Annotated in this window: 9 protein-coding genes; 1 reads left to right on the forward strand and 8 read right to left on the reverse strand. The window is 71.2% G+C overall.

Going from position 1 to position 15,094, the window contains the following annotated elements; all coding sequences use genetic code 11:
* Nucleotides 1–17: 17 nt before the first annotated feature.
* The 7 genes from R2D22_RS07675 to R2D22_RS07705 form a co-directional block, all read right to left on the reverse strand.
* The gene (locus tag R2D22_RS07675; protein ID WP_318102130.1) at nucleotides 18–3,080 is read right to left on the reverse strand and encodes an alpha-mannosidase; all 3,063 of its coding nucleotides are present in this window, start codon (nucleotides 3,078–3,080) and stop codon (nucleotides 18–20) included.
* Between the two features lie 86 nt (nucleotides 3,081–3,166).
* Nucleotides 3,167–4,924, reverse strand: a complete 1,758-nt coding sequence (locus tag R2D22_RS07680; RefSeq protein WP_318102131.1) for a glycoside hydrolase family 35 protein — start codon at nucleotides 4,922–4,924, stop codon at nucleotides 3,167–3,169.
* A gap of 66 nt (nucleotides 4,925–4,990) precedes the next feature.
* Entirely contained in the window at nucleotides 4,991–6,871 is a 1,881-nt protein-coding gene (locus tag R2D22_RS07685) for a glycoside hydrolase family 5 protein (protein WP_318102132.1), read from the reverse strand.
* Between the two features lie 168 nt (nucleotides 6,872–7,039).
* Nucleotides 7,040–7,885, reverse strand: a complete 846-nt coding sequence (locus R2D22_RS07690) for a carbohydrate ABC transporter permease (RefSeq protein ID WP_318102133.1) — start codon at nucleotides 7,883–7,885, stop codon at nucleotides 7,040–7,042.
* 5 nt (nucleotides 7,886–7,890) lie between these two features.
* Nucleotides 7,891–8,880, reverse strand: a complete 990-nt coding sequence (locus R2D22_RS07695; RefSeq protein ID WP_318102134.1) for a carbohydrate ABC transporter permease — start codon at nucleotides 8,878–8,880, stop codon at nucleotides 7,891–7,893.
* Nucleotides 8,880–10,151 (reverse strand): ABC transporter substrate-binding protein, encoded by a 1,272-nt coding sequence (locus R2D22_RS07700; protein ID WP_318102135.1) that lies wholly within the window; start codon nucleotides 10,149–10,151, stop codon nucleotides 8,880–8,882. The genes R2D22_RS07695 and R2D22_RS07700 overlap by 1 nt, the downstream gene beginning before the upstream one ends.
* A gap of 179 nt (nucleotides 10,152–10,330) precedes the next feature.
* A complete protein-coding gene (locus tag R2D22_RS07705) occupies nucleotides 10,331–11,464 on the reverse strand; it encodes an ROK family transcriptional regulator (protein ID WP_318102136.1) in 1,134 nt (377 codons plus the stop codon).
* A gap of 192 nt (nucleotides 11,465–11,656) precedes the next feature.
* On the opposite strand from R2D22_RS07705, the gene R2D22_RS07710 reads away from it, so the two are divergent.
* Nucleotides 11,657–13,774, forward strand: coding sequence for an alpha-galactosidase (locus tag R2D22_RS07710; RefSeq protein ID WP_318102137.1), 2,118 nt, complete (start codon nucleotides 11,657–11,659; stop codon nucleotides 13,772–13,774).
* 33 nt (nucleotides 13,775–13,807) lie between these two features.
* Here the strand turns inward: R2D22_RS07710 and R2D22_RS07715 are convergent, their stop codons facing one another.
* Nucleotides 13,808–15,004: an agmatine deiminase family protein gene (locus R2D22_RS07715; RefSeq protein WP_318102138.1), complete on the reverse strand. Its 1,197-nt coding sequence runs from the start codon at nucleotides 15,002–15,004 to the stop codon at nucleotides 13,808–13,810.
* Between the last annotated feature and the right edge of the window lie 90 nt (nucleotides 15,005–15,094).

The following is a 15,094-nucleotide window of genomic DNA, read 5'->3' on the forward strand; positions in this document are numbered from 1 at the left end:
GCGCTGTTCTCGGAGCATCATGATCCTTGCCGGCTTCGTCCGGACACGGGCTGCAGGCGCAGGGTGAGGATCTGGAACGGGCGCAGGGTCAGGGACACCTGTCCGGCGGCCGTCTCGCGGGCGGCGGCGGAGTCCTCGCCGGGGGCGAGCGGGCGTTCCAGCAGGTCGGTGACGGTGGCCGACTCCAGCGGGAAGCCGGTGGTCAGCAGGGCCGTGGCCCGGCCTCCCTGCGCTTCGTAGAGGCGTACGACGATGTCGCCGGAGCGGTCGTCGGCGAGCTTGACCGTGTCGATGACGACGGCGTCGTCGTCCGTGGCCACCAGGGGCGCGACCGCCGCCGGGGAACCGGGCACGGAGCGCTCGGGCACGTTGAGGCCGTATCCCTCGCGCACCGCGTCCGCGATGTCGGCGCCGATCACGAACCCGTACCGCAGGTGGTGCCGGCCCCGGTCGGCGTCCGGGTCGGGATAGCGCGGGGCGCGGAGCAGCGAGAGCCGGACCGTCGTGGTGGTGCCGCCGTCGGGGCGGACGTCCCGGGTGACCTCGTGTCCGTAGGTCGAGTCGTTGACCAGGGCCGCGCCCCAGCCCCGTTCGCCGACATGGAGGAAGCGGTGGGCGCAGAACTCGAACTTGGCGGCGTCCCAGCTGGTGTTGGTGTGCGTCGGGCGCTGGACGTGTCCGAAGGGGATCTCCGCGCTGGAGTGGTCCGCTCGGACGTCCAGCGGGAAGGCGGCCTTGAGGAGCTTCTCCTCCTCCTGCCAGTCGATGTCGGTGGCGATGTCGAGGCGCCGCGATCCCTCGTCGAGGGAGATGAACTGCTCGATCCGCGACGCGCCGACCGTCCGTACGACCCGCACACCTCCTGCCTCGGCGCTCACCGAGTCGGCGTCACGGAGGTCGTGCACGGTGTTGCGGTAGAACGCGTCGATGTCCCAGGCGTCGTACTGGTTGGGGAAGTCCTGGTGGAGCTGGAGGAGGTTGGCCACCGTGCCGGGGGCCAGGGCCTCGCGGGCGGCGGTGATGTCGTACGCCGAGGTCACCAGGCCCCGGTCGTCGATCCGGACGCGGACGAGTCCGTTGTCGAGGAGGTGGCCGCCGCCCTCGGTCGGCGCGGGCGCGACCGGGCGGGCGGGCGCCGTGCAGGGTGACGCGCCGAGGGCGGGGATGCCGTCGCGGGTGAACGGGGAGGCGTTGAAGATCACCTGCTCCTCGCCCTCCCCGGCCAGGGCGCGCTGGGCGGCGTCGACGACGCCGTGCAGTTCGGCCGTGACCGCCGCGTAGGTCGCCTCGGCCTCGCGGTGCACCCAGCCGATGGAGGAGCCGGGCAGGATGTCGTGGAACTGGTGCAGCAGGACCGTCTTCCAGAGCCGGTCGAGGGCGTCGTGGGGATAGGCGAATCCGGTGCGGACGGCTGCGGTGGCGGACCACAGCTCGGCCTCCCGGAGGAGCTGTTCGCCACGCCGGTTTCCCTGCTTGGTGCGCAACTGGCTGGTGAGCGTGCCGCGGTGGAACTCCAGGTAGAGCTCACCGAGCCACACCGGCGCGTCGGGGTACTCCGCGCGCGCCCGCTCGAAGAAGTCGGCCGGGCTCTCGATGGCCACCCTCGGCGAGCCCTCCAGGTCCGCGAAGCGGGACGCGCGGGCCAGCATCTCGCGGGTGGGGCCGCCGCCGCCGTCTCCGTAGCCGAAGGGGAGGAGCGAGGTGTTGGCCGCCTCCTTGTCCTGGAAGTTCCTCACCGCGTGCGCGAGTTCGGCTCCGGTGATCTCGGCGTTGTAGGTGTCGACGGGCGGGAAGTGGGTGAAGATCCGGGTGCCGTCGATGCCCTCCCACCAGAAGGTGTGGTGCGGGAACTTGTTCGTGGTGTTCCAGGAGATCTTCTGGGTGAGGAACCAGCGCACACCGGCGAGCTTCATCAGCTGCGGCATGGCCGCGTTGTAGCCGAAGGTGTCGGGCAGCCACATCTCCTTCGTCTCGACGCCGAACTCGTCGAGGTAGAAACGCTTGCCGTGGATCAGCTGCCGGGCGAGGGACTCGCCGCCGATGATGTTGGTGTCGGGTTCCACCCACAGGCTGCCCACGGGAAGGAACTGTCCGGTCTTCGCCTTCTCCTGGACGCGGCCGTAGACCTCGGGGCGGCGCTCCTTGAGCCAGGCCAGCTGCTGGGCCTGGGACATGGCGAAACGGAAGCCGGGGTGGTCGTCCATGAGGTGGGTGACGTTGGAGAGCGTCCGGGCCACCTTGCGCACGGTCTCGCGCAGCGGCCAGAGCCAGGCGGTGTCGATGTGGGCGTGCCCGACGGCGGACATGCGGTGGGCGCTGGGCGAGGCGGGAGCGGCGAGCGCGGGGCGGAGCACCTCACGGGCGGCGGCGGCGCTGCCGGACACGTCCTGCAGGTCGATGGTGTCCAGGGCCCGCTCGACGGTCTGCAGCAGCTGCCAGCGGCGCGGTTCGGCCTCGGGGAGTTCGCGCATCAGCTCGCCGAGGACGTCCAGGTCCTGGGCGAGTTCCCACACCTCGGTGTCGAAGACCGCCAGATCGAGGCGGAGCAGCTGGTAGAGCGGGGCGCCGGCGATGCCGGTACCCGTCAGCCAGGAGGGCCGGCCGCCCGTGCGGTCGGGCACGTGGCTGTCGTTCAGGTTCGGGTTGGCTGCGGCCTCGACGTAGTACGTGAACTCCTCGCCGCCGACCGCCGGGTCGGCGACCGGAATGTAGGCGTTGCGCGGGTTGAGGGCCTTCACGACGGTGCCGTCGGCGCGGTACACCAGGCCCTCGCTGGAGAAGCCCGCACCGGTGAAGTTGAAGCCGATGTCGACGACGGCCTCGACACGGCGGCCCGCCCACTCCTCCGGCACCCTGCCGCTGATCCGGAACCAGCTGGTGGTCCACGGCGGCCCCCAGCGGTGGCCGAGCGCCACCGACCGGTACGGCGCGGCCAGGCCGTCGGCGACGGGGACGGGTTCGCCGGGAACGTTCCAGATCGCGATGTCGAGCGGGACCGTACGGGCGTGGACGGCCGGCCTGATGCGCTCGTCGAGGACACGGGCGAGCCGCTGCTCGGTGAGGCGCTGCTTGCTGTGCATGGATGTCTCCGTGGTCGTTCGGGAGAGTGCCGATCGGAGTGGGCGAGCCGGCCGGCGCCCGGCCGTGGGCCGGGTCCGCGCCGGTCTCAGTCCTCGACGGGTCCCAGGTCGGGTGTGCCGCGGAGTGCCACCGTCCGGGTGGTGGAACCGTGCAGTTCGAGGACGGTGACCTCGTTACGCCCCGCGCGCAGGACCGGGCCGGGGACGTAGAGCGTGGTCTGCGGGCCCCGGGACCAGTAGCGGCCGAGCGCGAAGCCGTTGATCCACACCTGGCCCTTGGTCCAGCCGTCCAGGGCGACGAAGCCGTCGGCCGGGCGGGCGATGTCCACGTGTCCGCGGTGGAAGGCCGGGCCGACCGGGGGCGCGGAGGGGTCCAGAGCCGTGTAGGACGGCGCGCTCGGGTCGTCCAGCGGCAGCGGACGGCTGTGCCAGCCGACGAGGGGCAGGCCGTTGGCGGTGACGGCACCGTGCAGGCCCTTGCGGTCGTGCATGGCCCGGCCGTAGTTGACGCGGCCCTGGTTCTCGACGAGTACGGCCAGGTGGGCGCCGCGTCGGGGAACGAAGAAGGTGAGCGCGTGCTCGTGGTTCTCCCGCTCCAGGACGCCGACCGGCTGCCCGTCGACGAAGACCTGGGCGCGGTCGCGCACCTCTCCGACGCGGAGCACGGTGCGGCCGGCGTCCGGGAGGGTCGTCTCGTACAGGACGAATCCGAAGGACTGGCCCAGCTGTTCCATGGTGACCGGCCGGTCGGCGTGCACCGCGAGGCCGCCGAGCCGCTCGGCCTGATCCAGGAGCCCGGCGCAGGAGGTGAGTTCGGCGACGGCCGGGGCGAGCTTGGGCGCGGGGGCGGGGACCGGCTCTTCGGGGACGGGCGCGTATCGGGCGATGACCTCGCGGAAGGCCGCGTACTTGGGGCCGGGGTCGCCGGCCTCGTCCAGCGGGGCGTCGTAGTCGTAGGAGGTGACGGTGGGGCGGTACGTACCCTTGTCGTTGGCGCCGTTGGTGAAGCCGAAGTTGGTGCCGCCGTGGAACATGTAGAGGTTGACCGAGGCGCCGGCCGCCAGCAGCCGGTCGAGGTCGGCCGCCGCGTCCTCCGCGCTGCGGGTGACATGGGTGCCGCCCCAGCGGTCGAACCAGCCGATCCAGAACTCGGAGCACATCAGCGGGCCTTCGGGCTGCCGGGTGCGCAGTTCGGCGAGCCCGGCGTCCACGCGGCTGCCGAAGTTGACCGTACGCAGGACGCCGTCGAGGCCGCCGCGCTCGAGGTCGGAGGGCTGGTCGCAGGTGAAGAGCGGAACGTCCACGCCGTGCCGGTGCAGCAGGTCGGCCAGGTCGGCGAGGTAGCCGGAGTCGTCGCCGTAGGCGCCGTACTCGTTCTCCAGCTGGACGGCGACGACGGGTCCGCCGCGGGTCGCGAGGTACGGGCCCACGGTCGCCAGGAGGGATTCGAGGTAGTCGTCCACCGCCTTCAGGAAGCGGGGATCGCGGCTGCGCAGCTCGATGTCCTCGTCGGCGAGCAGCCACGAGGGCAGGCCGCCGCCCTCCCATTCGGCGCAGATGTACGGGCCGGGCCGGAGCAGGACGTGCAGGCCCTCGGCGGCGGCGAGATCGAGGAAGCGGGGCAGGTCGAGACCTCCGTCCGCGCGGAACTCGCCGCGCCGGGGCGCGTGCAGGTTCCACGGGACGTAGGTCTCGACCGTGTTGAGCCCCAGCAGCCGCGCCTTGTGGAGCCGGTCGGCCCACTGCTCCGGGTGGACGCGGAAGTAGTGCAGTCCGCCGGAGATGATGCGGAACGGGCGGTCGTCGAGACGGAAGCCGTCTGCGGCGATCTCCAGTCGAGGCATGACTGTGGTGCTCCTAGGTGTCGTTGCTGTGGTGCCGTGCGGGGTGCCGGTGCCTGGGGCCGGCGGTCAGCTCAGAGGGCGGCAGAGGAGGGCGTCGGGGGCTCCGCCGTGCTGCCACTTCCAGGTGTAGGCGACGCCGGCGAGGTACTCGTCGTCCCTGCACTGGCCCTTGTAGGCGCCGGGGGCCCAGTCGCTGTTCACGGAGCCTCCGGATGCGGGCCGGTTGTCGCCCTGGTCGAACCAGACGTTGCGGCCGGTCAGCGGCAGCGCGGTGGCGGACGGGGCGCAGAGCAGAGCCGCCATCGAGTTGCCGTTGACGCTATAGCCGACGGCGAAGGAGTTGTCCGGGCACTGGAGCTTGTTGTAGCCGGAGGCCCAGTCGCCGTGGGTGACGTAGCGCTCGTCGGTGACGGTGGTCCAGGCGCCGGCGGTCTTGGCGGGCTGGCCGGCGTCGGTGCACAGACCGCGGTTGTTGCTGCGGGCGAGCGCGACGAGACGCTGGCTGTCGGGACAGTTGCCCTTGCGGTTGCCGCTGCTCCAGTCGGCCTTCGCCAGCATGGTGCTGGAGACGTTCTGGTCGCCGAAGTCGAGGTCGAGCATGTTCCAGTGGTTCACGCGGTCGACCTGACCGGACTTGCCGGGGGCGTTGACCAGCTTGGTCCAGTGTTCGGCCCGCCAGTCTCCGCCCTCCTGCAGGCCGAGCCGCCGGCCATTGGTGTCGTAGGTCGTCAGGGCCCAGTTGTCCTGGGGCTTGCCGTCGGCGCCGGTCCAGCCGACCAGTGGCCACATGGCGAAGTCGGTGTCGTTCTTCACCAGGATGTCGGTGAAGCGGCGGAACCAGTCGATCTCCTTGGCGTCGGTCATGCCGCGTCCGCCCGTGCCGAACTCGCTGACCCAGACGGGAGCGGTGAAGTGCTGCCCGGCCTGGGTGACGAACAGGGCCTGGTCGTCGACGACCTTGACGAGGTCTTCGGGGCTCAGGTCCCGGTAGCGGGGGTCGTTGGTCTCGCCGTTCTGCCAGCCTCCGGTCGCGCCGGTGTGGTTCGGGCCGGTGAACCCGTAGAAGTGGGCCGCGTACACCAGCTTGCCGGACTCGATCAGGGTGTGGGAGAGGTTCCGTACCGGCGTGAGCGTCGGGCGGCCGTGAGGGAACATTCCCTGCGGGATGCCCTGCCAGTTGATGCCCTCCATGATGATCAACATGTCGGGGTCGGCCTGGAGGATCTTGTTGCCGGCCTTCTCGTACGCGTTGTACAGGTCGTGCTCGTTGCCCCAGCCCCAGTTGGGGTCGTCGGTCGTGTTGCGGCGGACCTCGTTGCGCAGGTCGGCGCCGACCACCCGCTTGTTGGCCTTGTAGCGGTTCACCAGGAAGACCCAGTTGTCGATCCACTCCTGGGTGGACTGGCTGGTGTTCCAGCGCTCGTTGCCGTCCAGGCTGCAGCAGAAGCGGTAGGTCGTGGTGTGGTTGTTGAGGATGACCGCGAACCCGTCCGCGGTCAGGGCGGCGACGACGGCGTCGTACACCTGCAGCGGGGTCTTGCCCTTGAGCTGCGGGTTGGCGGTTACGGCCGAGTCGGGCACCACCGTCGTGTCGCGGATCATCGCGTCGGCGTACGGCAGCCGGATGGAGTTGAGGCCGAGCTCGTGGAAGTCGGCGAGGATCCGGGCCATCGGGGTGCGGTCCAGACCGAGAGGGATGTTGTTCGACTTCTGGTCGGCCTGGTGGTTCGCGGGATCGTTGACGTCGCCGCTGCCCTCCCAGGTGCCCTGCACACCGGACCAGTTGCCGGCCTTCAGCTTGAAGCGGTTGCCGTCGGCGTCGACGATGTACCGGCCACGGGTGCTCAGCGGCGCTCGCCAGGACTCGGCGAGCTGCTCCCCGGTGAGCACGGTGATGTCGGCGGCGGACGTCGCGGCCGACGTCGTACCGGGGGTCAGGCCTGTCAACAGTACTGCCGCGGCCAGGGCGGCGGGCAGTGCCCGCGCTGTGCCCCTTCGGCCGACAGAGCTGGGGCTGTTCCATCTCATGGTGCTGCCCTCCAAGGGGTGGGGGTGTGAGGAAGGTGCTGCCATCCCGGACCGGCGGTCCGGAGTCGGGGAGCCGAGGGTTTCGCGTCAGCCCTTGAGGCCGGTGTGGGCGATGCCTTCGACGATGTGGCGCTGGGCGATCAGGAACATGACCACCAGAGGGGTGATGGTCACGACGGCGCCCGCGAACAGGCCGGGCAGGTTGATGGTCTGCGCGGTGAGGAAGGTGGACAGGGCGATCTGCGCCGTCCAGGCGGACGGGTCCTGGCCGATGACCAGGGGCCACAGGAAGGAGTTCCAGCTGTCGATGAAGGCGAGCGCGCCGAGCGAGGCCAGCATGGCGCCGGACGACGGCAGCGCGATCCGGCGGTAGAGGCCGAGCCAGCCGAGGCCGTCCAGGCGGCCGGCTTCCTCGAGTTCGCGGGGGAGCTGCAGGTAGAAGTTACGGAACAGCAGGACCGCGAAGGGGTTGAAGAGTCCGGGGACGATGAGGCCCCACAGGGTGTTGACCCCGCCGAGCGCGCCCACGACGACGAAGGTGGGCACGAAGGTCGCCGAGCCGGGGATCATGAGCGTGGCCAGGACGAGGCCGAGCACGACACCGCGGCCGGGAACCGGGATGCGGGCGAGCGCGAATCCGGCGGCCGAGGCCAGCAGCGTCGACAGCGGGGCCGTGATCACGGCGATCAGCAGGGAGTTGGCCAGGGACTGGCCCATGTTCACCATGGGGTCGCTGAACAGGGAGGTGAAGTTCTCCCAGTGCATCGTCGAGGGCCACCAGGTCCACTCGGGCGATGTCAGGGCCTGCGTGTCCATCAGCGAGTTGCGCAGCATCAGGTAGAAGGGGGCGAGGAACACCACCATCAGGGCCCCGGCCAGCAAGCCGCGCGCGGGGCCCCGCAGGGCACGCGCTCCCTCTCGTACGGTCGTCACCGGGCTCACTCCTCGCTCTTTCCGAAGCCCGTGATCCGCCCCTGGACCAGCGTCACCCCGACGATCAGGGCCGTGAGGACGAAGGAGCCGGCCGATCCGAGACCGTAGTTCTGGGCGCCCATCGCGGTGTCGTGCAGGTACGTCATCGGGGTCTTCACCGGCGCGGTGCCCGATCCGGACATGCCGCCGCCGAACAGGTTGTAGAACTCGTCGAACGCCTGGAACGCCGCGATGAACATCAGCATCAGCACGGCCACCGAGGTGTTGCGCAGCATCGGCAGGGTGATCCGGCGCAGCAGACGCAGCCCGGTGGCTCCGTCCAGGGCCGCGGCCTCGTAGATCTCCTTCGGGATCGCCTGCAGGCCGGCGAGGAAGAGCACCATGTAGAAGCCGACCTGGAGCCAGAGGCGCACGGTCACCAGGGCGATCCAGTACAGCGGGGGATCACCGCCCTGCAGCCAGGGGACGGCCTCCATCCCGAACCAGCCGCCGATCATGTTGGCGATCCCCGCCGGCATCCCGCTGAACAGGGACATCTTCCACAGCAGCGAGGCCGCGACGTAGGAGACGGCGGCCGGGATCAGGAACGCGGTCCGCAGGACGGCCCGGCCCCGTCGGATCCGGTGCACCAGGAGCGCGAGGCCGAGTGAGGCCGCGAACGTGATCGGGACGATGAACAGGGTGAACAGCCCGATCTTGCTCAGCGCGTTCCGGAAGACGGCGTCGCCGAACAGCTGCCGGTAGTTGTCGAGCCCCACCCAGTCGCCGAGCGCGATGGTGCCCTGGGCCTCGCTGAGGCTGAGCAGGAAACTCCATCCGATGGCGATGTACTTGAACACCCCGAGGCCGATCAGCATCGGAGCCGTGAGCAGGGCGAACGCGCCCCAGGAGCGCAGGTCGGCACGGCGACGGCGGGCCCGGGCGGGGCCCCGCGGGGTGTCCGCGGGGCGCCCTGCTCCCTCGGAGCGTGGTACGGCGTGCGTGGTGGCGTTCATCAGGACAGCTGCTTGTCCACGGCCGCCTGGGCCTGCTCGGCCGCGTCGGCCAGCAGCTTGGCGGCGTCTCCCTGACCGGTGACGACCTTGGCGACGGCGGCGCCGAACGGGGTGCCGGAGGCGGAGTCCCAGGTGTTCGGGTTGCTCCTGCCGTACTTCGCGGCCAGCTCGACGGCCTCCTTGGCGGTGCCCTTGCCGAGCTTGCTCGCCGTGGCGGCGACGGACGTGCGCGGCGGGACGTGGAAGCCGTAGCCCTCGGACCAGTCCTGCTGGAGGTCGGTCTTCTCGATCCAGAGCCACTTGACGAACTTCTTGGCCGCCGCCACGTTCTTGCCCTTGGCGTTGACGCAGCTCGTCCAGCCGCCGACGCGCAGGACCGGAGAGCCGCCGGCCTTGAAAGCGGGCCACGGCAGGATGCCGAAGTCGTCGCCGAGCGCCTTCTCGATGGCGGGCATGGCCCAGAGCCCGGTCCACTGCATCGGCACGACGCCCTGGACGAAGGCGGAGGGGTCCCACCAGTCGGTGGTGAAGCCGAGCAGCAGGGACTTGTCGTCGTGCAGGCGCTTGAGGCCCGTGACGGCCTCGACGGCCTGGGGTGAGGCGAAGCCGATCTTGCCGTCGGCGACCAGCTCGCCGCGGTTGGAGAACACCGAGAGGGCCGGAGTCTCGCCGACTCCGTCGTTGCCGATGAACAGACCCTTGCTCTTCTTGGTGGTCAGCGCCTTGGCGGCGGCGACGAGCGCGTCGAAGGTGGTGGGCGGGGCTATCCCGGCCTTGGCGAGGACGCTCTTGCGGTAGTAGAGCATCTGGACGTCGTCGATCATCTTGACGCCGTAGAGCTTCCCGTCGACGGTCACCAGGTCGCGAGCGCCCTGGTTGAAGTCGTCCTTGGTGCTGCCGTACTCGGCGTCGAGCGCGGCGACCTGGCCACGCCGGGCGAGCCCCTGGGTGAAGTCGCCGTGCTCGAAGACGTCGGGCGCCGCGGCGGTGAGCAGCGAGGCGTTGAGCTTGGCCGTGTAGTCGCCGGGGACCCAGGTGACCTTGACCGCGATGTCCGGGTTCGCCTTGGTGAAGGCGGCGGCGTAGCGCGTGAGGGCCTGCTGGGTGCCGGCCTCGCCGTAGGCGTGGGACCAGACGTTCAGGGTGGTCTTCGCCCCGGACGAGGAACCGCCGGTCGGGCTGGTGGTGCAGCCGATCGCCGTTCCGGCGACGAAGAGGAGGGACCCTCCGAGGAATCCTCTGCGGCTAAGCTGGGCTCTCTGTGCGCTCATGTCGCTTCCTTGAGTGGTGATGGGGCGTGCGGGGTTGTGTTGTCCGGCGGGGCCGGTGTCCGACGTTCACGGCTGGCAGGCGGTGACGGACATCGGCCACGTCGGGGACGTGGGCCGCTGATCGGGTGACCGGTCAGCCGGCGATCATGGGGTGCCCCTTCGTCGAGGTCCGTGGTGCCTCATGGGAAGAGCGCCTGGATGCTGACGACGGCGGCCGCGCGGGCCCATTCCTCCCAGGGCAGGGGACGCAGGGTCAGCGGACATTTCGCGGCCGCCTTGAAGCAGTGCGCGGCGTACGCCTCCTTGATGTGCAAGCCGAAGAGGTCGTAGGTGTCGAGCCCCTCGCCGGTGACGACGACGCGCTCGGGCCCCATGAGGCTGACGAGGGTGGCGATGCCGACGCCGATGGCCTTGCCGGCCCGGGCGAAAGCCTCCTGCGCGGCGGGGTCTCCGTCGCGGGCGAGGCGGACCGTGCCGTCGAAGTCGAGGTCCGTCCGGCCGGTGGCCCGGCGCACCGTGCCGAGGATGGCGTCGCTGGAGGCGATCGCCTCGACGCAGCCGATCGAGCCGCAGTGACAGCGGGGACCGGCCGGATCGACACTGATGTGGCCCATCTCGCCGGCGACCCCGTACGCGCCGTCGACCAGTCGGCCGTTGACGACGATGCCGGAGCCGATGCCCGCGCCGATGGTGACCAGCGCGAAGTAGTCGGTCCCGATGCCGTCGCCGAACCAGTGCTCGGCGACTGTCAGGGCCTTGACGTCGTTGGCTATGGCGACGTTCAGCCCGGTCGCCGCGGCCACGGTCTCGGCCAGCGGCACGTCGCGCCAGCCGGGGAGCACCGAGTAGCGCACCTGCCCACCGGGCGCATCGACGTCGCCGGAGACGGCGATGCCCACGTGCCGCGTCCGCTCCCGGAACTCGGGCTCCGCGTCGAGGAGTTCGGCGACGAGGTCGGCGATCAGGGCGCACACCTCCGCCGGGCCGCGCTCGTCCAGCGGGCGGCTCGCGTGGACGCGGGGCCGGGACCGCAGATCGCACACCGTGCCGTACAGGGCGTCGGCACTGATCTTCACCCCGACGAAGAACTCCCGGTCAGGAGTGACGGACAGCGGGTTGACGGGGCGCCCGGCCCCTGGAGCGGTTCGCTCCGGCGGGAGTTCGTGCAGGTAGCCGTCGTCGATCAGCGGCCTGGCGGCCTTGGTCACCGCGGTCGAGGACAGCCCGGTGCGGCGGGCCAGCTCGACCCGACTGAGCGGGCTCTCGGCCAACAGCAGGCTCAGGATGGCTGTTTCGGCCGGAGCGGTGACCAACGGCCTTGGCTGGTTCGGAAACACGGCGGCAACGTACCGGTAAATAAATAAGTTCGTCCAGTATTGATTTTCACGGACCGGCGCCCCTACCCTCGGGTCACTTCCGGGCCTCTCCGGACCCCTTTGACGACGGCCGTGCCTTCCACTGCGCGCCGATCCGCACCTTCGCTCGACACCTTCCTGGGATCACTCGTGGCTGGAACGTTCTCCACCGTCTCGTTCGACCGCGCCCTCGGGCTCGCGGTCCTCCGGACCCCGCACAGCGTCTACGCCGTACGCATCGGCACCGACGGCAGCCCCCGGCATCTGCACTGGGGGGCCGCGCTCGACACCGCCGACCTCGGGGCGCTGTCCGAGGCGGCATCACCCGCCGCGAGCAGCTTCGAGGCCGATGCCGCGCCGGACGAACTGGCCCCGGAGAGCGGGGCGCGCTTCGGGCCGGCCGGCCTGCAGGTCCGCTTCGCGGACGGCACCCGGGGTGCGCAGTGGCACTTCACCGGCCACCGCATCGAGGGCCGCGAGCTGCGCCTGCGCCTGGCCGACCGCCGTTACCCGCTGGCCGCCGAGCTCTGCTACCGGGTCCGGCCGGGCAGTGACGTCATCGAACGCTGGACGGAACTCACCCACACCGGGACCGGTGGCTCCGACCCGATCTCCGTCGACCGGCTGGACTCGGCCGCCTGGACGGCACCGGCCCTGTCGGACTACCGCCTCAGCCATCTCGTCGGCGGCTGGAACAGCGAGTTCCAACTGCACCGCGACCGGCTGCCGGTCGCCGAGACGGTGCTCACCAGCCGGCGCGGCCTCACCAGCCACCACGCGAACCCCTGGCTCGCCCTCGACGACGGCACCGCGGGCGAGGAGGACGGGGAGGTCTGGAGCACCGTCCTGGCATGGAGCGGAAGCTGGCGCGTCACCGTGCACCGCGACCCGGTCGGCTGCACCACCTGGACCGGCGGCTTCGGCCATGAGGGGACCGGCTGGACGCTCGCCCCGGGCGAGAGCCTGAGTACCCCGGTCTTCGCCGGCCTGTACACCCCCGCCGGCTTCGGCGCCGCGAGCCGCGCCTGGCACACGTACATCCGTACGAGCGTGCTTCCCTCCCCCGACCGCGACCGGCCCGTCCTCTACAACTCCTGGGAGGCCACCGGCTTCGACGTCGACCACCCCGGACAGCTGCACCTCGCCCGCCTCGCGGCACGCGTGGGAGCCGAGCTGTTCGTCGTGGACGACGGGTGGTTCGGCGCGCGCACCAGCGACCGGGCGGGCCTCGGCGACTGGACACCCCGGCCCTCGGCCTTCCCCGACGGCCTGCGGCCGCTCGCCGACGAGGTGCACCGCCTGGGCATGGACTTCGGGCTGTGGGTGGAGCCGGAGATGGTCAACCGGGACAGCGACCTCTACCGCGCCCATCCGGACTGGGTCGTCCACACACCCACCCGGGACGCGACCGAGCTCCGCAACCAGCTGATGCTGAACCTCGCCCGCCCCGAGGTCGAGGCGTGGGCCCTGCGCACGCTGGACCGGCTGGTTCGTGACAACGCGGTGGACTGGCTCAAGTGGGACGCCAACCGGGTCGTCACGGAGGCGGGTTGGCCCGGACACCCCGACCCCGACCGGTTGTGGATCGACCACACCCGCGCCGTGTACAGGATCATGGACCGCCTCCGCGCCGACCACCCCGGCCTGCGCATCGAGGCGTGCGCGGGCGGCGGCGGGCGGGTCGACCTCGGCATCCTCGCCCGCACCGACCAGGCCTGGACCTCCGACAACACCGACCCCGTCGACCGGATCGGCATCCAGCACGGCTTCAGCCAGCTCTTTCCCGCGCAGACCATGGCCGCCTGGGTGACCGACAGCCCCAACGTCACCACCGGCCGCGCCACGCCCCTGAGCTTCCGCTTCCACGTGGCGATGGCCGGAGCGCTCGGCCTGGGCGGAGACCTCACCCACTGGTCCGAGGAGGAACTCCAGGAGACGGCCGCGCTCGTCGCCCGCTACAAGGAGATCCGTCCCCTCGTCCAGCACGGCCGGCAGTACCGCCTGAGCACCCCCGACGGAGTGACGGCCGTACACTACGCCTCCGAGGACGACACCGACCACGCCGTCCTGGCCTGGCGCCCCACCACCCGCTTCGGCCACGCGCCCACGGCACTCGCGCTGCCGACCCTGGACCCCGGGGCCCGCTACGTGGACCTGGACGAAGGCACCACCCACAGCGGCGCCGTCCTCACCCGGCGCGGCATCGACCTGACCCTGCCCGCCGGCGACTACGCGAGCCGACTCATCCGGCTGCGCCGGACCCCCTGACGCGGCCCCGCTCATGCGCCGGCGGAACCACGGTCAGGCGGCGGGCCGGCCGGGCTGCTCGTGGGTGGAGCAGTGGATGCCACCGCCACCGGAGGCGATGGTGTCGATCTGCAGCTGCACGACCTCCCGCTCGGGGAACTGCTCCTGAAGGATGCCCTTGGCCCGGCCGTCCGCCGCCCGGTCTCCGAACCTGGGCAGGAAGACCGAGTCGTTGGCGACGTAGAAGTTCGCGTAGGTGGACACGAAGTCGTCGCCCGCGCCGGTGATCTCGTCGAGGTCGGGCTGCGGCAGGTCGATGATCTCGAAACGCCGGCCCCGGGCATCGGTCGCCTTGCTGAGCACGGCCTCGGCCTGGTCGGACGAACGGGACCAGGAGTCCGGGGGATTGCCGGGGAAGGCCCGGTCGAGCAGGACCACGCCGGGGGCGGTGAAGCGTACGAGGCTGTCCACGTGGGCGTCGGTGATGTCCTGGCCGCGGACGCCGGCCAGCCAGACCACCTTCTCCACGCCGAGGGTCTCGATGAGCTCGTCCTCGATCTGGGCCCGGCTCTTGCCGCGGTTGCGGTTGTCGTTGACGATCGAGCTCTCGGTGATCAGCAGCGTGCCCTCGCCGTCGGTCTCGAAGGAGCCGCCCTCGGCGACGAGCGGCGCCCGCTCGCGCGGGATGTCGTACCTGGCGAGCAGCTTCCGGCCCACCTGGGCGTCGTTGGTGTGCTCCTGCTTGTCGCCCCAGCCGTTGAAGTTGAAGTCGACGCCGAGGAGCTTGCCGTCGTCCTCGACGAAGACGGGGACGGTGTCGCGGGCCCACAGGTCGTCGACCGCGAGCGGGATGACCTCGACCTGGGAGCCGACGGCCCGCTGGGCCGCCGCCACCTGCTCGGGCCGGGCCATCATCACCACGGCCTCGTACTCCCCGACGGCGCGGGCGATCCGGGCGATGTCCGCGCGTACGGAGGGCAGCTCGTCGCCCCAGACGGACGCGAGGGCCGGCCAGGACATGAACGTCCGCGTGTGACTCTCCCACTCGGCACCGAACCGGCGCTCACCGCCCGCACCGGGCGAGGCCGCGGATCCGCTGGGGCCGGTGGTCTCCCCGGCCCCGGTGGAACCGTCGGAGCCGTCGGAGCCACAGGCCGTGGCGCCGAGGGCGAGGGATCCGGCGAGGCCGGCCAGGGCGCCCAGGGCGCTGCGCCGGGTGGGGAAGGGCTGGGGCACGGTTTCTCCGATCACGGGCTGGCGAGGCTATCCGGCGGCGGCAGGCGGGTCACGGCAACGCGCACGGCGCCGGTTGCCGCGGGCCCGACCTTCACGCGGGTGGCG

This window comes from Streptomyces sp. HUAS YS2, from assembly GCF_033343995.1.
Lineage (GTDB): Bacteria > Actinomycetota > Actinomycetes > Streptomycetales > Streptomycetaceae > Streptomyces > Streptomyces solicathayae.

Bases quoted from the DNA above. Each gene is read 5' to 3' on its own strand.
- R2D22_RS07675 (WP_318102130.1), bottom strand. From the start codon at position 3,080: ATGCACAGCAAGCAGCGCCTCACCGAGCAGCGGCTCGCCCGTGTCCTC.
- R2D22_RS07680 (WP_318102131.1), bottom strand. From the start codon at position 4,924: ATGCCTCGACTGGAGATCGCCGCAGACGGCTTCCGTCTCGACGACCGC.
- R2D22_RS07695 (WP_318102134.1), bottom strand. From the start codon at position 8,880: ATGAACGCCACCACGCACGCCGTACCACGCTCCGAGGGAGCAGGGCGC.
- R2D22_RS07700 (WP_318102135.1), bottom strand. From the start codon at position 10,151: ATGAGCGCACAGAGAGCCCAGCTTAGCCGCAGAGGATTCCTCGGAGGG.